This window comes from Paraburkholderia phenoliruptrix (assembly GCF_047325075.1).
Lineage (GTDB): Bacteria > Pseudomonadota > Gammaproteobacteria > Burkholderiales > Burkholderiaceae > Paraburkholderia > Paraburkholderia phenoliruptrix.
This window is the reverse complement of record NZ_CP168531.1, coordinates 2,071,634-2,089,781: the sequence shown is the minus strand read 5'-3', so window position 1 is coordinate 2,089,781 and position 18,148 is coordinate 2,071,634. Positions and strand designations below refer to the sequence as shown.

Below are 18,148 nucleotides of genomic sequence, written 5' to 3'. Positions count from 1 at the left end.
CGTACGTCAATATCAGTATCGCCCGGACAGCAGGGAACCGAAGCCAGGCACTCCGGTATCGAGGCCGAGCCGCTTCAACATGCCGAAAGCGGTCGCGACTGAGGAGGAAACCACCGGTAGGCCAATGCGATCTTCGATTGGCTGGACGGACGCGAGTGACGGCATCTGGACGCAGGCGGAAGCGACAACGGCGTCCACTCCGCTAATGTTGAGTTTCCGTGTTATTTCAATTGGCGCCCGCTCATCCTGGCGCCCTACCTCCAGATTGTCCGGGATTTCAAGCGAAATGCTGTCGACGACCTCGATCCCTTCGTTCTCCAGGTAATCAATGACGAGCTTCGTCAACGGTTTCATGTAAGGCGCAAGAATGGAAACTTTCCTGGCGCCTAGTGTCTTTAGACCGTCTACCAAAGCACCTGCGCTTGTCACTACCGGTGCAGCCGCGCCGTTTTCCTCAGTTCGCCGAAGCAGCCGGCTCTCCGACACACGGTGATAACCCGCGCCCATACTCATGATCGCGACGAGGCACGCATAGCCGAGGACGTCGACACGTGCGTCCGACAGCTCAAGAGCACAGCGTTCGCTGTCGCCGTCCATGCGTTCGAGCTCCTCCTTCGTTACATGCTTCATACGCATGCGGCTCGAATGGAACGTGAAGCGCGCGTCTGCGACCGCCTCACGGGCACGCAGGATCGCGGGGATCTCCGTCTCCATTGTGGTGTTCGACGAAGGCACGATCTGTCCGATACGAAAGACTTTCTTTTCATTCATTTCCAGGCTCCTCCGATTGTTTTTCGTTCCTGGCTTGCTCGTCCGCCGTATCGTCAAACTTCGCAGCTCGCAACGGGTTCCGGTTCACACGAAGGTCAAAAATATCAAACCGGTTGTATTGCCCGGCGATGTCATGCATCTGACGTGGTTGAATGCAGCGGCTGAGATCTATCTCGGCGTAGGCGATCCCCTCTTCGTCAATAAGCGGCTCGCCTATCACCCGGCCGTCTGGGCCGATAAAGCCAGAAAATGCACTGTTTCGGCGCGTGAGGCGCTCGCGCGCGCTGGGGTAGTCGGCCTCCAGCATCCGGATGATCTCGTCGGAGACAGTCGAACATGACACGACTGTGAACAACTTGCCCTCGAAGCTGTGGGCAGCAGCCCTTACCTTGATTGCTTCCGCCATGTCGTAATCGGGCGGTGCGACGGGTAAAGAGATATAGCTTGCGACGTGCACCAGCTCGCCTTGTGCGATGAGCGCAAAGCGGGCGAGCGTGTTCGTGTTTTCCCCGCACGCGAGGACGCCAAGCGGTCCAATGCTCGTGTCATGAACTCGCAGAGCCGAGGCGTCGCCAGGAGCCCAGCTGAGCTTCTCGGCCCAGGTCGGGACGAGCTTACGATGACGCCCGAGAATGCGCCCTTCCTCCGATATGACGACGACGGTGTTGAATATTGTGCCGATTGAGCTCGGACTACGCTCGTTTGCGCCGATCACCACGTTAATCCGGTGCTGCGCTGCTGCCTCCGCGATTCTGGATATCTCCGGCCCCGGAATTGTGATGGCCGAACGCGCAAGCCGCTCAAACCAGTTACTACCTTGTACCGGGTCGCCAATCCAGCTCCAGTAGGGATAAGCGGAAATGAACACCTCAGGAAAGGCGACCAGTCGGGCACCGTTGCCCGCCGCTTCCGCGATGAGCCGCACGGCCTTTTCAACGGTCGCTACCGTGTCGAGGAACACTGGTGCGGTCTGCACCGCGGCGGCCCTGAACTTGCATAGCTCCAACATTTAGTTATCCTCGATGTGTCGCATTTGGACCTTGCGCGGCTCCGTCCCGACTGCCACAACCGGATTTCGAAGCGTACCGATCTTTTCGACCCATGCCTCCACCACGTCGCCCGGCCACAGCCATTCTTGCGGCGACCGCCCGGCTCCGACACCCGACGGAGTACCCGTTGCGATGATGTCGCCCGGTTCGAGCGTCATGGCCGAACTGATATCCGCGATGAGTGCGGGAATTTTGAACAGCAAGTGACGTGTGTTGGAGCGTTGCTTCTCTACGCCATTGACGCGCAAGCCGAGTTCGAGATTGTGCGGATCGCCGATCTCGTCCGCCGTTACGAGCACGGGCCCAAGCGGCGCGTAGGTGTCCTGGCCCTTCGAGAAGATCCACTGTCCGGCGCGGCGGTTATCGCGTGCGCTAATATCATTGATGATCGTGTATCCGAAAACATGGCCGAGCGCGTCGCGCTCACTGACATTCTTACCTCGGCGACCGATGACCACGGCCAGTTCGCCCTCCCAATCGAGCTGCCGGGTGATCGCCTCGTTGTGCTCAATTGCATCGCCGGGCCCGATTACACTGGTAGGAGGCTTTGAAAACACAACCGGCTTCTTGGGTAGATCTCTCGACGTATCCAATGTCCGGCTCGACTCCTCCACATGTTCAACGTAGTTCAATCCAATTCCGAAGATATTCTTCCGGGGGCACGGAATAGGGGCGAGCAACTTGACGTTGACAAGTGGAGTAGCGCAAACGAGGGGCCAGTTGCCGTTATGCCTGGTCAGGAGCGCGGCAACATTGTCAATTGCGTGCGGTCCGATCGCAATGAACTCAAGCATGTCAGAAGGTAGTGGCTGGCCAACGTGTGCGCCGAGCCGCTCCAGGTCGACGACGAAGTCATCTACGATCGCGCCGAGCCGCGCGGCTGAGGTAACGTTGCTTCGATAAGTAACGAGTCGCATGAAAGTATCCTGAATCAAGTGTGTAACGCGAAGGCACGCTCAAGGCGCAGTCTCCGATGAAACCGGTTGATGACCCGCGTTGTCCGCCAGGGCCTCTTCATAGAAGAGTGCCAGCTTCTCCATCACGGGAAGATCGTTGAAAGAGAACAGGCACGCATCGTCCGTCGAGCTGACGTTGACGTGCTCGTGCCAAGCCCATGAAGGAACGCAAAAAATGTCTCGCTCCCGCCAATCGAAGCGATAACCGTTGATGATCGAATAGCCTTCGCCCTTTGCCACCTGATACAGGACGCTACCCGTGTGGCGGTGAGCCTTCCCCCGAAAACCGGGACGAAGAAGCTGCATGCTGGCGCCCACCGTCGCCATGACATGCCCACCGGAAACCGGGTTCGTGTAGTGCATTAACGCGCCGTCGAAAGGATTCTCGTCAGACTCGGTCGCGTACATTTTCAACGCTGCGTAAGTCGGCTCCCATTGATACTTGAACAATGGAGAGTACGGCTTGTTCCAGCCGACCAGATGCGGACGGAGGCCGGCTGCACCCCACATGCTCACGCAGTCATCAACCGGAAAGCCGACGGCTTGATGCAGATCGGGATGCACAGCATAGAAGCCAGCTTCGAGCGCGTTCACGAGCGGGATATCCAGGCCGTCCTGCCAGATGCATGGGGTTCCCGTTTCTTCGACGCCGTGCTCATGCCAGGTCCCGTTCGGTGTGAGCACGAAGTCATTCGCGCCAAGGGTCATCTTGTGGCCATCGACAATCGTGTACGCGCCAGTGCCCTCCATGATGAATCGCAGCGCGGAGGACGAGTGCCGGTGCGCGGAAGCGAGCTCGCCCGGATGCATAACTTGCAGTCCTGAATACAGCCAGCCCACTGCCGCGGACACATCGCGTCGCCCAGGGTTTTCCAGGAAGATCACCCGACGTCCGGCTCTCTCGGGAGTGACAAGCCGAACGGAACGCATCACATGCTCACGCAGGTCCCGATAGCGCCATATCACGGGCACTGAGTCACTCTTCGGCTGCCATGGCTCAATCTTGTTGGCCACCGTCCAAAGTGCCCCGGTCTTGTGTCGCTCCAGTTCCCGGTAGTAAGCGATAAGTTCAGGCGAGTCCTCAACGTTGGCCCGACCCTCCACCTCCTCCCGGAAAGCGTCATATTTCGTCATTGCCTTACTCCACTCAGTCCACTCAGTCAGCTTTAGATTCCTTTAGCCCGCTCCAGAGCCTGCGGCGCGTCACTCAATCGCGGCGCCCTTTTGCATTTCCGGACTTTCAGAAGCGCATATGCCAACGCGAGGACCACAAGCATAGGAACACCCGTCACGACAGACATCCGGAATGCAGGGACAAGGAAGGTCGACCCAATGATTGCGATCATCAGAAAGAAACCCAGAATCGTCGGAACAGGAAATAGCGGAAGCCGAAATGCTGGTGTGATGCCGTCGCGTTTGCAGGCCATGCGAAACCTAAGATGAGTCGCAAAGATCATCAACCAGCCAAAAAGAGCACCAAACATCGCTATCGACATGACGAGAATGAACGATCCGCCGGGCATGACGATACTGGTCACTGCTGCAAAGGCAACGCCGAAAGATGAAAGCATCAGAGCGCGAACAGGCACGCCGTTAATGCTGACTTTGCTGACGAATGCAGGTGCATAACCGCTGCGAGAAAGACTGAAGATCATTCTCGTCGCAACGTAGAGCTGGGCGTTCATTGCAGACAGTGCCGCAGTCAAGATCACAAAGTTCATCACACTGGGCCCGCCTGTCACTCCGATTTTCTTCATCACCATCACAAACGGACTCTCGCCCGTGCCGGCCGACTGCCAAGGCATGATGGCGACCATCAGCGCAACCGTCAGCAGATAGAAGATGACAAGCCGAACCAACGCCGACTTGAACGCACTACGTGCCGCCCGTTCCGGCTCGCTTGCCTCGCCTGCAGCGACGGCGATGAACTCGATCCCGATGAAGCTGAAGACTGCTACGACCACCGCGTTCCAGGTTCCGGAGAAGCCCCGTGGGAAAAAGCCACCGTCGATGTAGAAATTCCGGGTTCCTATTGAACTGTCAGATGGTGCGGAGAAGACGGCATAGCTTCCGAGAACGATGAAGCCTACGATGGCGGCGACTTTCACAATCGAAAACCAGTACTCCGCTGCTCCAAATGAGCCTACGCTGCGAGCATTAATTGCAATCAGGATCGCGGAAAACACCAGGATCCAAAGCCAGCCGGGAGACGTTGGAAACCAGAAGTGCATGTAGACTGAAATTGCCGTGACCTCGGCGCCAATTACAAGCACTACCGAAATCCAGTACGCGTAGCGAACGACGAAACCCGCCAGGCCTCCCAGATAATGTTCTGCATAAGACCCGAAGGAACCGGTGCTTGGATGAGTGACAACCATCTCCGCCAGGCAACCCATCAGAAGGAGCGCAATAAAGGCGCCTATCGCAAAGCTAAGAATCACACTCGGTCCGGCAAGCTGGATTGCCGCGCCGCTGCCGAGGAAGAGCCCGGTGCCTATCGCGCTGCCAATAGCGATCATCCCTAGCTGAGCACGAGTGAGAGATCGTTTGAGTCCACCCTCCCTGTCCGCGATCGCCTTGAATCCATTGACGTCATTCATTTATCGCCTCCGTTCTTTAGTTGTACTAATTTTAAAGTGCTTCGGTTTCCAGCTTTGTCACGACTTTTTACGTGAAAGCGCGGCGCCGTTCGTATGCTGGATTATTCCAGGCGCCGGTCTTCATGATCTCGCTGATCTGATCGACCAGGTACTCGACCTCGTCGGCGGTATTGAACAGCGGGGCGAAGCCGAAGCGCATGAAGTCCGGCATGCGGAAATCGCCAATCACTCCTCGCCTGCTCAATTCCTGCATGATCGCGTAACCTTGTGGATGGCGCAGTGAGACGTGACTACCTCGGACTTCGGGTTCTTTCGGCGAGGCAATCACAAACCCGTGTTCCGCAAGGCGCGCTTCCGAAGAGGCGATGAACTGCCCGGTCAGTTCGAGACTGCGAGTTCTGATTTCCTCAATCGAGATGCCATTGAATACCTCCAGTGCGCGGCTCAGCAGCGAAAGCGCGATGACCTGATTGGTTCCGCAAAGGAAGCGCTCAATGCCGGGGGCGGGCGCATATTTTTGCGTGAAATCAAACGGCGCGGCGTGTCCGAACCAGCCAGTCAGCGGCTGCTGGGCATCCGCATGGTGGCGCTTCGCGGCATACAGGAAAGCGGGCGCACCGGGCCCGCCATTCAGATACTTGTATCCGCAGCCGACCGCAAAATCGACCTCGGTCTGATCGAGGTTACAGGGCATAGCGCCGGCGGAATGCGAAAGATCGCAAACCATCAAGGCGCCGGCCTCGTGTGCCGCTTGCGTCAGACCGGCGAGGTCGTAGACCTCCGCGCTGCGATAGTCGACGTGACAAAGGACAACCGCTGCGACATTACCGTTCAGCGCGGCCGGAATCTCGCTGACCGGAACGCTTAGTACCGTGGTCCCCGTGAGCGCCGCTACCTGTTCGGTGATGTAAAGGTCCGTCGGAAAGGACGATGCGTCGGTAACAATCACTTTCCGATCAGGGCGTAGGCGTACGGCTGCTGTCAAAGCCTTGAAAAGGTTCACTGACGTCGAATCGCACGCTACCACCTGCCCTTCCGACGCACCGACGAGACGGCCAATGGCATCGCCCACGCGTTGGGGCAGCGTGTTCCACCTGGCGTCCTGCCACGAGCGAATCAGGCCGTCACCCCATTCATGCGTCGTCGTGATGTAGGCCTGCATCTGAACGGCTTTCGGCAATGGGCCGAGCGAGTTGCCGTCGAAATACCGGACGCCTTCGGGCAAGGCGAATTTTTCCCGAGTCAGAGCAAATGCGTCCTGGGAAGCCAATTCGGGGACAGTAATATTAGTCATCCTTATCAAGCTCCCAACACAGTGCGAATGGACCACAGTTCGGGAAAGAAGCGGTGTTCGACAACGTGCTTCAACCAGCCAACGCCGGCCGAGCCTCCTGTGCCAGGCTTGAAGCCCAAAATGCGCTCCACCGAGGTGAAATGCCGCCAGCGGTATTGCGAAAACAGGTCCGCGATTTCGATCAATGCCTCGCCGACAACATACAGGTCGTTGTCCGGCGACGGATCCGCGTATACCGTCAGCCAGGCTTTTTCGACATCGGGATTCGATTCATACGTTTGCGACCAGTCCCGTTTAAGCGCAACCTCCGGCACAGGCACGCCTCGACGATGGAGCAACGCAAGCACGTCGTCGTACAGACTCGGCGAGTTGAGCGACTCTTTTAGCTGCGGATAGACGTCCGGATTGTTCGAATGCGCAGCCGCAAGCCGCTTCGACTTATTGCCGAGGATGAATTCAACGTGCCGGTAGATATACGACTGCTGGCCAGAAGACACTCCCAGATGATTCCTGAACTCGTTGAAGCCATGCGTGGTGATCGTCGACAGCACGTCCCAGGTCTTGACGAGGTACTCGAAAAGCCGTTTTACGCGGGGCGCCAGTTCAAGCGCACCGCTCACGTCATCTTTCCTGATACGCAACTGCATGTTGTACAGCTCATAATGGATAGCTTTGAATGTCAGCTCCTTACATTGCGTCATCAGGATGAACACCATTTCATCGTGCCCTTCACTGCGCATATGCTGAATGCTGAGCAGCAGGTCGTTGCGGTGATAGTCGATATAGGGATTGCTTTTGCCCTCGAAGCTGACCATCGGCTCGCCTGCCGTCGTCTTCACTGCTTCGTCGCGACTCTCGTTCGTCGATATGTCGATATCCCGTACAAGAGAAAGCTCCAGCGCTGGATTGCGGACCTCAGGGATAACGCGTTTGCGATTTGCTGCCATTGCATGTGCTCCAATTAAGAGATCAACTGCGGCACCGAACTCGGTGGACGGCGCCGCCAGATCGAACAGAATGTCAAAGTGATTGCGCCCGGCAATCTCCAGAAGTCGCACCGGCACTTCGTGATCGGATAAATGCTGCGCGTAGTCACGGCTCTGGCGCTTGAATTCCGCAGTCTCATGTTCGCCCCAGCAAACGAGTGCACGCACACGGTGGCGAGGCGTAACGAACATTGGACTCACGGCGACAGCCGACTCAGGAGTGAGGTGCAGCGGTTGATTCACATAGGTGCGCACGATGGGGCGTAGATCATAAACCCCGGATGCAAGAACATAGCCCTTCACTCGCACTGCCAACTCGCCATCGCAATCGAGCGTCGCTGTCATGGCGGCGAGGTGCGCGCCTGCTGAGCTTCCCGCGATCACGAGCTTTGCCTCGGGGTGAGCGACGGCGATGGCCCTGATCGCGTTTGCACATTGTTGGACCATCGTTTCGAGGTTGGTCACCGGTGCGAGTGTGTAGTTCACCGCCGCGAAGCCGACGCCGCGCTCGACAAATTCCCGCGCAGGAAAGCACGAGTCCTCCGCTGAGAGTTCCTGCCAGTAGCCGCCGTGAATGAAGATCACGATCGCGTCGCGTCTGAACCGCGCCAACGCTGGAAATACGATGGAGTATTCGTCAGCGGATGCACCATATGGCACGCGATAGCTCACAAGCGAAGCGGAGATTGCCTCGCTTTTCGCCGAATAGGCTGCCACGACGGCTGGGTAGTTCGACGCTACCGAGCTGGGCGAGTATTCCCGCTCGAGGACGGCGTCCGAATATTGTTGCCACATATCGACTCTCCTGATGCAAAAATTCTAGTTCTGCAGGCGCGGTTTTTCTTTTCTATCTGTACCGGCTGAACACAGACATCCGGCATGACTCCTTCTTTTCCCACGCTCGCGCGAAACGTTTTGCCGATTTCTCAGGTCGCCGCCTAAGGGTAAGGGTCAACCCTAACGCGATGACGGTGCGTTATCGCGCTAAATCATCTCTGGGTGGCACATACTTGCCGAATAGCGCCGAATTTCCGATAGACTTCGCCCAAGACTTGTCGTCAAACGCAAATCCCTTCCAGAAGGAAAGCGCAGTGGAAACCTCTCCTCTCACTCCGGCTGACCGTCAGATTCTTCATTACCTGCAAGAAGATCCGCGCATTTCGATGGCGGACCTTGCCGAACGAATGAACAGTTCCTCTTCGCCGGTATGGCGCCGCGTTAAACGCCTGCACGAGATCGGTGTCATCAGGGGCTATCACCTGGACCTGGATCGGAAGACGCTCGGTTTGGGGATCGATGCGTTCGTGTTCGTCAAGATCACCTCCCATCATGAACGGGACGCCGTTGAATTCGAGAACTCCCTGCAGCCCATCGACCAGGTCTTGTCGTGCTACATCCTTTCGGGTGCCGAGGACTACCTTCTGCGGATCGTTGCGCCGGACCTCGACGAATTCGCCAATTTCAGTCGTAAAGTTCTGGCGGCCCTCCCGCATGTGAGGGAGGTGCGAAGTGCATTTGTCATGCACACCATCAAGGAGTCAAACCGTCTGCCGCTCGGGTGAGAAGTAGGCGAGCAGCCGGTTTGTCCGAACGCACCGCCTGCCTGTCGGCAAGAACGAAAGGCAGGCCGGCCCCAATCCATATCGCCCGCGGCGCACGGGGCGCGCGGCGCCGCTCTCGGGCTCTGCACCCACGGCGCGCCAGGACCTCACCCCGTGCTTCTGAGCAAGCCAGGTTGTCGCCGGCCGCGCGAACCGGATTCAAAAACTTCACAGGGCAAGAACTCGAGGTTCGCCTCGCGAGCCTTTTTCTACTCTGGCTGCCTCAAGGCTCTCAAACGGCATTGGCACCCCGTATAAACGGGCTTGCCGCACAGATTGCGCTTTTGAACGGCAATCGCGGGTGTTTTGCGCGAGAGCAATCCCGGCCCACCTCGTAAGCAGGCCATCATAAGCGCCATGAGTGCTGGGGGTATTCCCTATTCGCGCACGGGGCAGCAATTGCCGAAAGCGGACAAGCATCGTTATTCCAGCGACATACAGTGGCGATGAGGGCCACAGAAGTGCCAGTCGTTCATCGCCCTCTCGCGGTCCGGGCCACCGCATCTCGACTGCTGACCCTTTAGAAGTACGGAGAAGATGACGATATTTGCAGATCTTTTCGGCGGCGCACCGGTACCTCGGCATCGGCCGCCACCTCGCGAGCCGCAGTGGAATCGGGTGCAACCTGTCAATTGTCATCCTCCTCCTGCTCCGACCGCGAAATCGTGATTACCGTCGCCTCGGAGCGAGCACGCGTCGTCCCTTGTGGTAGCGCATTTCCATTCAAGTACTTTCAGCGAAATATCATGGACTATCACCTTAGATTGAGCGCCGTACCGATTTCTCGTCGCCAGATGCCCGAAGGCAGACGGCGACCTGCGTCGTGCGTAGCGCCCCTCAATCCGGCAAACGAGCACACGGGAGGTCGCAATGAACAATGAGCAATTCCGTGCGGCGGCCTACGCGCTGATCGATCGGATCGTTACCTATCGTGAAGAGCTTGCCAGCAAGACGCCGCCAGTCCTGAGCAAGAAAGAGCCCGGTGAAATTCTGCGGGCGCTTCCGACAGTTGCACCTGAGCAACCGGAAAACCTTGCGGCGGTGTTGCAGGACCTGGATGAGCATGTCTTCTCCGGGGTCATGCACTGGCAGCATCCCCGCTTCTTCGGTTACTTTCCGGTCGGCGGCGGCTTGGCGAGCGTGCTGGCAGCAATCGTGACCAACGGTCTGGGCGTCATTGGCCTCAACTGGCAATCCGCGCCGGCCCTCACCGAAATCGAAACGGCTGTGATGGTGTGGATGAGAGATCTGCTAGGCCTTTCATCAGCCTGGAATGGCGTTATTCAGGACTCCGCCTCAAGTTCAGCAGTCGTCGCGCTCATCTGCGCCCGGGAACGCACGACGGCCTATAGTGCCGCGGCCGGTGGGCTGCAGGCCGAGTCGACGGCACTCACCGTCTACACCACAGCCGAAGCGCACAGTTCGGTCGTGAAGGCCGCCACACTCGCCGGATTCGGTCACGACAATGTGCGCCTGGTAGAGACCGATGCCGACTTTTCGATGAACACGCAAGCACTGCAGGCCGCCATCTCCGAAGACCGGGCCGCCGGTAAGCGGCCATGCGCGATTGTCGCGACGGTGGGCACCACCAGCACTACTGCGGTGGATCCCATTGAAGCCATCGCCGCGATCGCCGTTCGAGAGGGCATATGGCTCCACGTCGATTCTGCAATGGCAGGTAGCGCAATGCTCGCGCCGGAGTTCCGCCATTACTGGCAGGGACTGGAAAGCGCCGACTCGCTCGTCGTCAATGCACATAAGTGGATGACGATGGCGCCGGAATGTTCGTTCTACTTCGTACGTGACGCGGAGCACCTGGTGCGCGTGATGTCGACCAATCCCAGTTACCTGCGCACGGACGTCGATGGCGAAGTCATCAACTACCGTGACTGGGGCATTCCTCTGGGACGCACGTTCCGCGCCCTGAAAGTGTGGCTCACGCTGCGCCTGGAGGGTGCAGACGCTTTACGGCAGCGCATTCGCCGCGACTGCGGAAACACTGCCTGGCTCGCGCAGCAGGTCGATGCGACCGATGCCTGGGAGCGCGTCGCACCCGCACCGTTCCAGACGATTTGCCTGATACACAAGCCGCTGGGGCTGGAAGGCGAAGCCCTCGATGCGCACACGCTCGACTGGTGCCGGCAAATCAACAACTCGGGTTTCGCCTATCTCACACCAGCCATCGTTGGGGAGCGCTGGATCGTTCGCGTGTCGGTCGGCTCGGAACTGATGGAGCGTGAAGACGTTGAGGCGCTCTGGGAAGTGATGCGCAAGACCGCAGAAGACTCTGCACACGCCCACACGGCCAAGATCATTTCGTAGAGGACATCATGGATGCAAGGATTAAATCGATCGAGGCGCTCGTCGCCTCGGCGGCACGGCGCAGGCTTACTCCGACGCTCGGGCCGGTACAACTGACCCTGCTCGGTATCGGCGCCGTCATCGGCTCGGGCATCTTTGTGCTGACCGCCGAGGCCGCCCAAAGAGCCGGGCCGGGCATGATGATCTCATTCCTGATCGCCGGGTTCGTCTGCGCTGTGACCGCGCTTTGCTACGCCGAACTGACGGCCATGATCCCGGTCGCAGGCTCCGCCTATACCTACACCTATGCTGTCTTCGGCGAGCTTTTTGCCTGGCTGATAGGCTGGGCGCTCATCGCTGAGTATACGGTCGCGGCGGGCGCGGTCTCCGTCGGATGGTCGGGCTACTTCGTCTCCCTCTTGCATAACAGCTTCGGCGTCACACTGCCTCACGCGCTGACCACCGGCTATTTCGCTGGCGGCCTGCTCAACGTGCCGGCCATGGCGGTGGCCGCGTTCGTGGTCACTCTGCTCGTGGTGGGCACGCGAACCAGCGCAACCGCGAATGCAGTCTTTGTCGTAATCAAGGTGACGGCGCTGAGCCTGTTTATCGTATTGGCCCTGCCCGCCGCACAAGCAGAGAACTTCGTCCCGTTCGCCCCGACCGGCATGGTCGGCATCGGCGGAGCGGCGGCCTCGATTTTCTTCGCTTACGTCGGCTTCGATGCCGTTTCGACTGCAGCCGAGGAGACAAAAAATCCCCAGCGGAATGTGCCTATCGGCCTCGTCGCAGCGATGGCGATCTGCGCGGGATTGTTTGTTCTGACGGGTGCGGCCGCGGTCGGCGCGCACGGAGGCCAACCGTTGCTCGATGCCCTGAGCGGTCGTCCGTTGGAAAGCGGCAGTCGGGCGATGGCAGCGGCCTGCGCCAGGACGACCGAACAGTTGGTCTGCAGCAGCGATCCGCTTGCCTTTGTCTTGCGCAGCCTCGGTCACCCCTTCGCAGGGCGCGCCATCGGTCTGGCCGCGTTCGTTGCGCTGCCGTCGGTCATGCTGATGATGATCTTTGGGCAAAGCCGGGTGCTGTTTGCGATGTCGCGCGACGGGTTGCTCCCTCAAGGCCTCAGCAAACTGCACCACCGCTTTGGAAGCCCCTACCGATTGACGCTACTGACTGGGGCAGCAGTCGTTATAGGCGCCGGCCTTTTTCCGATCGGCCGTCTCGCGGAGCTCTCCAACACAGGTACGCTTTGCGCATTCGTGGCTGTCTCGATTGCGGTGATGGTTCTGCGGCGAACTCAGCCAGGCCGCGAGCGACCGTTCCGGACGCCCCTGATCTGGCTGATGGGGCCCGTCGCCGTCGCAGGATGCCTTTACCTGATCGCGAGCCTTGAGCCGGCCACCCGCTGGGCGTTTGCGATCTGGGCAGCGATAGGACTGGTGGTCTATTACAGCTATGGCCGCCGCCACAGCATGATGCGAGCGGCTGATCAGAAGACCGCTCGCGAGCGAAGCGAAGCATTTTAGGCAGCCCGCGAGTGCCGCCGTCCACGTTGTAACGGTCCGCGTTCCCGTCATGTAAGGGCAGCAATCGGCAGGCGCTCGCCGCGATGGGTTGTGACAATCGCCGTGCATCGTCCGACTGCTGATCGGCTGCGCCGGCAGGATTCTATTCCCCTAACGTTGTAAGTTGCTGTTGTCTTCTGTCTATTTGGGCCGGCCCCCGCGAAAACCGGACACGAGGTAACGCTTAAACTTTGAGGTAGTCTTACGCCTATGTTTAAGCCCAGCTCTAACGTGGAACCGATTGAAGTTCTGACCCAGCCCGAACAGCGCCGCCGGCGCTCTGTCGAGGAGAAGCTCGCGATAGTGCGCGAGACCTTCGAGCCCGGAGCAAGCGTTTCCGGAGTTGCCCGTCGTCATCAGGTGAATGCAAACCAGGTGTTCGCCTGGCGCAAGCTCTATCAGGACGGAAGCCTGTCAGCAGTCAGTGCCGGCGAGCAGGTGGTGCCGGCGTCCGACCTGGCCGAAGCGATGAAGCAGATTCGTGAACTCCAGCGACTGCTGGGCAAGAAGACGATGGAAGTGGAAATCCTCCGCGAAGCAGTGGAGTACGGCCGGGCAAAAAAATTGATTGCGCGCTCACCATTGCTGCCGGGGGACGACCGATGAAGACGGTCTGCGAAGTCCTGGGTGTGTCGCGCTCGAATCTCGCGGTGAAATCAAAGCGCGACGCTGAATGGGTCGACAGGCGCAAGACGCCCGCCCGTGACGACATGCCGCTCGTCGCGGAGCTCCAGGAGTTGGTCGCTGATTTGCCAACTTACGGCTACCGGCGCACCTGGGCCCTGCTACGGCGAAACCGGGACGCACAGGGGCAGCCTCGCGTTAATGCAAAACGGGTTTATCGGGTCATGCATACCCACGGTCTGCTGCTCGAACGCCGCCCGCGCCATGCCCAGTCAACGCGCCGACACGACGGCAGGGTCGCGGTGGACCGGAGCAATGCGCGCTGGTGCTCGGACGGCTTCGAATTCCGTTGTGATGACGGCTCGCCGCTGCGCGTCATCTTTGCACTCGACTGCTGCGACCGGGAAGCCATGAGCTGGGCTGCGACCACTGGAGGCTATACCGGAGACATGGTGCGTGATGTGATGCTTCAGGCTGTAGAAAACCGTTTCGATGGTGCGCTGAAAGCCGACAACGAAATCGAATGGCTCAGCGACAACGGTTCCTGCTACATTGCCGAGGACACGCTGACGTTCTCGAAAAAAGTGGGCCTGAAACCCATCACGACGCCGGTCAGAAGTCCGCAGAGCAACGGCATGGCCGAGAGCTTCGTCAAAACGATGAAGAGAGACTACGTCTCGTGGATGCCCAAGCCGGACGCGAGAACCGCGTTGCAGAACCTGGCCATCGCGTTTGACCACTACAACGAGTCGCATCCGCACAGCGCCCTGAAATACTGCTCACCGCGCGAGTTTCGCCAGCGACCAAATTCACCAACCTAAGCGCGACCGCATGTCCGGTCATGCGGGGGCAAGTCCAACCACCGAATGCTGATCCAGCAATAGCTACGTAATCAAGCTTACCCGGTTGGGTAGCAAGCACATCCGAAACAAATGCATTGTTGTCAGACTTTGCATCATCCGCGCTGTATTTGAACTGGTTGCTACCCGACGTTTGTCTCACCATGCCGCCATAGCCAGCCGTCGAGAATGACGTCCCGTTGTAGTCTCTCAATTGCGTCTGCTCGGATGTATAACCTGTGCCCTCCTGCTCCAGCGCCGAATACTTCGCATAGTCGGCCGTACCGGGCGCGTATTCCGCCGCACAATGTACCAACGCACATCCCGCCGCTTCGAGGCGATGTTCCTCGTTAGGGTCGCCGTTGGCCAGCTTCTTTATTGCCGCTTTTTCATCCGGATGCAACTGTCTGTTGAACCGATCGACGTCATACCCCGAAACCGCTCCTGCATTCCCGCCAATCGCACTGCCTGCACCAGTCGCAATCGCGTTTGCGACGATGTTGCCAAGCGCCTCGTTCGCGCTCGCGCTTCCGGTCGGATTCGCACCGGCAATCGCGTCTCTCAGTTCGTTCAGCTTGCCCGCCGTGATGGACGCGATAGCCGCGCCCGCAGCGCCGCCCACGGCATTACCGCCCGCGAGCCCGGTCACGATAGCCGCGCCCGCCGCCTGCATTTCCGCGCGGGCAGTTCCGCCTTCCTTCCAGGCGTCCATCCCGGCCTGATCGCCGTTCGCCTCTGCCTCTTTGTATTTCGATTGCGCGAAATCGCCGACGCGCCGCGAGACCGCTTCGCCGGCCGCGCTCGCCGCCGCCATCATGTCGGACTGCCTGTCGAGCAGATTGTTCACATCAGGCAATTTCGCGATCGTGCCGTTCGTGTTCGTCGTATCGCGCGACAGGCTCGCAACGTCCTGCGTCTGGTGGGCCGCGTCCGTCACGCTGATCGTGCCGGCGCTGATCGCGCTGCGCGTCCTGGCGCTATCACTGCCGCTGTCGTTCTGGCTCAACATCGGCGCGACGCCACCTGCATTCGTACCCGACGTACTACCGTGCGTGGCGTAGTTCGAACCACCGTCACCCAATGTCACGCCGCCGCCAATACCACCCGAATGCGCGTTGTAGCTCGAACTGTTCTGGATATCGCTGAACGTGAGCGTACCGGTTGAGAAGTTATTGTTCGCTGCGTCCGCCGTGCTCGCAATCGTCGCTCCCTTCAGGTCGGTATTGCCTTTCACGTTGACGTTGAACCCGCCGTCGCCGGCCTGGATTCCAGCCTGTTCGTTCACCCCCACGTAGCTGCCGTTCGCACTCGCATTCGTATGGCTGAAGCTCGCGCTGCCGCCACCCTGGCTGATAGAAAAGCCGCCACCCGTACTGGTCTGATGTGCGCTGCTTGTCATCGTGTCCTGTACGCTCGCCATGTTCAGGTTGCCGCCGATATCTGCATTCACCTGACGGCCATTCACGTTCGCGCCGATGATGTTCGTGTCGCCACCCGACAGGATCGTCGCTGTGTTCGCGGCCGTGACGTGCGTGTTGTTCTGCATCGCCGCATCGCTGTTCGCGTCGCCGTGGGCCTTCGCCATTGAAGCCGACACGCCAAATCCCTGCGTGCCATACGACACACCGACGCTCGCACTGCTCGACGCGTTGGTGCTGCGCGTCGAATCCGTATCAGTCGTATTGACCAGATTGACCTGGTTCTTCGCCGCGAGAACCACGTCCGTTGCATTGACGTTCGATCCCGCTATCGTCAGCTTGCCGCTGCCGGACGTGCCGTCACCCGTCGCCACGAATGCCGCCGTGCCACCTGCGGAAACATTCGAACCCCGACTGGTCGTCGAGTCTTCTGCGAACGTGTTCTTGCTGTGACTGGTGCCATAACTGAGTTCGACCTTCACTTCGGGCGCCGCACCGTGTGCCAGTGCGCCGAGCCCGTTCGCCGCGTCGATTGCGCTGCTCGCCGCCGCCATACCGTGCAGTGCGGCTGCCCGGTCATCCTTGCTATGGCCCGCGGCATGAGCCTGATCGACCGCATTGGAAATTGCGTCGAGCACTGGCGCTTTCACGGCGAGTGTGAACCCACTCTTATCCACTGTCTGCGTCTGGTCGTGGTGATACGTGTCCGTCGCCGAGTCGATCACCACGTTCGCGCCCGTACCCGTGACGTTCTTCGCCGCGATCAGATCGCTGCCCGTCACATGCAGGTCGTTCCCCGCGACGATGTTCAGATTGCCGTTCAGTGAGCCCACCGTGCTGCCCGTGTTCGTCACAGTTGACGTGTTGGCCGTATCGATCTGCTTCTGGCTGCCATAGGAAATGCCGATACCGCCGCCCGCGCCGAAGCCCGAATCATGCTTCTGGTACGAAGTCGATGTGCTCTGCGTGTCCTGCGTCGTCGTGATCATCACGTCATGCGCCGCACTGAGCGACACGTCGTTCGTGCCGACGATAGTACTGCCCGCGACCTTGATATCCCTGCCGCTCGCAATCGTGACCGCATCGGCCGAAACGGTGCTGCCTTGCGAAAGCGTCGTCGTGGTGCGGCTCGAACTGGCGACCTCGGAACGGCTGCCGACATTGCTGTGGCTGTGCTGCTCCCGCGCGTTGTCGACATGGGTTTCCGTCGCCGCGCCGATAGTCACGTCGCCCTGAGCCGCGAGCGTCGCCGTGCCCTTGTCGAGACCGATCCCGCTGCCGCTCACGGTGATGTTCTTGCCCGACACCACCGCCAGCGAATCGCCTGCATGGAGTGTCGACGCGCTGAGCGTGTCGTCGGACCGGTGCAGCGACTCCGCGTAGCTGCGACTGCCGTCGCTGCCCGGCCTCGTTTTGATTTTCATAGTGATTCCGAAACTCTGATTCTGCACGTCACGCAAGGATTGGCCCGAACGACCGGCGCATCATTGCCGGCGCTCCAAGCATGGTCTTTTCGGCACTTGGTGACACTGGCGGTTACTACTCGGTCTTTTGCAAAGACATTTCCACAATGGGCGACCCGAAGCCTTCGTACGAGTAATAGTGGTAGGCGTTGTCTGTTATCGGAAGATTCTTCGGATAGATATTTCTTAGTGAATCCGAAGATTCTTTGGATAGCTCAAATTGTCCGCGTCCCTTTCGATCGCCCAATCTTCCACACAGGAGACTGGAAAATGCCCCGGATTCCGACTTTCTTCCATAGCACTCTTGCGGGGTACTCCAGGACTCAAATTCTTTTCCACTTTTGTCGAAAAATCTGAGGACGGGATTGCCCTTTTCGCTACGTGTCAGTTTGATCTGACTGATGTTTGGATTGACCTTGTTGCTCTTTCCAACAACTCTGTACGTGCCATACATGTTTGGCATCAGTGCGGCGGCATCGCCAGTCATAACGGTATCCACGTCGATGAACTTTCGTTTCATCCACTCCATGCGCGTATCAGGAAGATTCGAGCACGCTGCGACATGACAGCGACAAGTATTGATATTGCTGGCTTGATTTTCATTGTTGTCTGCCTCACTGAACGACACGAGCAATCCGCTGGTTCGCGAGAACCCACAGTCGGCTCACCGAATAACCCGGA

The 18,148-nt window shown here is 59.1% G+C and carries 12 protein-coding genes and 1 pseudogene; 4 read left to right on the top strand and 9 right to left on the bottom strand.

Translation table 11 applies throughout. The features are described 5' to 3' along the window. Nucleotides 1-12: 12 nt before the first annotated feature. The 7 genes from ACEN8U_RS21470 to ACEN8U_RS21440 form a co-directional block, all read right to left on the bottom strand. Nucleotides 13-771: an Asp/Glu racemase gene (locus ACEN8U_RS21470; protein WP_310110020.1), complete on the bottom strand. Its 759-nt coding sequence runs from the start codon at nt 769-771 to the stop codon at nt 13-15. Beyond that, entirely contained in the window at nt 764-1,780 is a 1,017-nt protein-coding gene (locus tag ACEN8U_RS21465) for a carbon-nitrogen hydrolase family protein (RefSeq protein ID WP_310110019.1), read from the bottom strand. Before ACEN8U_RS21465 ends, ACEN8U_RS21470 begins: the two co-directional genes overlap by 8 nt. Beyond that, nucleotides 1,781-2,737, bottom strand: a complete 957-nt coding sequence (locus tag ACEN8U_RS21460; RefSeq protein ID WP_310110017.1) for a fumarylacetoacetate hydrolase family protein — start codon at nt 2,735-2,737, stop codon at nt 1,781-1,783. Nucleotides 2,738-2,776: 39 nt separating this feature from the next. Further along, nucleotides 2,777-3,910 carry a cupin domain-containing protein gene (locus tag ACEN8U_RS21455; RefSeq protein WP_310110016.1) on the bottom strand — a complete coding sequence of 378 codons (1,134 nt, stop codon included), beginning with the start codon at nt 3,908-3,910 and terminating at the stop codon, nt 2,777-2,779. 32 nt (nt 3,911-3,942) lie between these two features. Further along, on the bottom strand, nt 3,943-5,376 hold the full coding sequence (locus ACEN8U_RS21450; protein ID WP_310110015.1) for an amino acid permease: 1,434 nt from the start codon (nt 5,374-5,376) through the stop codon (nt 3,943-3,945). 67 nt (nt 5,377-5,443) lie between these two features. Continuing rightward, nucleotides 5,444-6,670 (bottom strand): kynureninase, encoded by a 1,227-nt coding sequence (gene kynU, locus ACEN8U_RS21445; protein ID WP_310110013.1) that lies wholly within the window; start codon nt 6,668-6,670, stop codon nt 5,444-5,446. Nucleotides 6,671-6,675: 5 nt separating this feature from the next. Continuing rightward, entirely contained in the window at nt 6,676-8,451 is a 1,776-nt protein-coding gene (locus ACEN8U_RS21440) for a tryptophan 2,3-dioxygenase family protein (RefSeq protein ID WP_310110012.1), read from the bottom strand. Nucleotides 8,452-8,747: 296 nt separating this feature from the next. Here ACEN8U_RS21440 and ACEN8U_RS21435 point away from each other — a divergent pair, with 296 nt between their 5' ends. From ACEN8U_RS21435 to ACEN8U_RS21420, 4 genes are all read left to right on the top strand, one after another. Next, entirely contained in the window at nt 8,748-9,218 is a 471-nt protein-coding gene (locus ACEN8U_RS21435) for an Lrp/AsnC family transcriptional regulator (RefSeq protein ID WP_310110011.1), read from the top strand. A 909-nt stretch (nt 9,219-10,127) separates the two neighbouring features. Continuing rightward, complete coding sequence (locus tag ACEN8U_RS21430; protein WP_310110009.1) at nt 10,128-11,579, top strand: pyridoxal phosphate-dependent decarboxylase family protein; 1,452 nt, start codon at nt 10,128-10,130, stop codon at nt 11,577-11,579. Nucleotides 11,580-11,587: 8 nt separating this feature from the next. Beyond that, nucleotides 11,588-13,084, top strand: a complete 1,497-nt coding sequence (locus ACEN8U_RS21425; RefSeq protein WP_310110008.1) for an amino acid permease — start codon at nt 11,588-11,590, stop codon at nt 13,082-13,084. A 279-nt stretch (nt 13,085-13,363) separates the two neighbouring features. Continuing rightward, nucleotides 13,364-14,568, top strand: a protein-coding gene (locus ACEN8U_RS21420; RefSeq protein WP_413657471.1) for an IS3 family transposase whose coding sequence is annotated in 2 segments (ribosomal slippage) — nt 13,364-13,688 and nt 13,688-14,568 — 1,206 coding nt in all. Because the reading frame shifts where the segments join, the coding sequence is not laid out codon by codon here. Between the two features lie 1,450 nt (nt 14,569-16,018). Here ACEN8U_RS21420 and ACEN8U_RS21415 read toward each other — a convergent pair. Together ACEN8U_RS21415 and ACEN8U_RS21410 are read right to left on the bottom strand one after the other, a co-directional pair. Further along, nucleotides 16,019-17,428, bottom strand: a pseudogene (locus tag ACEN8U_RS21415) (hemagglutinin repeat-containing protein); the annotation flags it as partial. Nucleotides 17,429-17,543: 115 nt separating this feature from the next. Further along, on the bottom strand, nt 17,544-18,095 hold the full coding sequence (locus ACEN8U_RS21410) for a hypothetical protein (RefSeq protein ID WP_148281789.1): 552 nt from the start codon (nt 18,093-18,095) through the stop codon (nt 17,544-17,546). Nucleotides 18,096-18,148 lie beyond the last annotated feature (53 nt).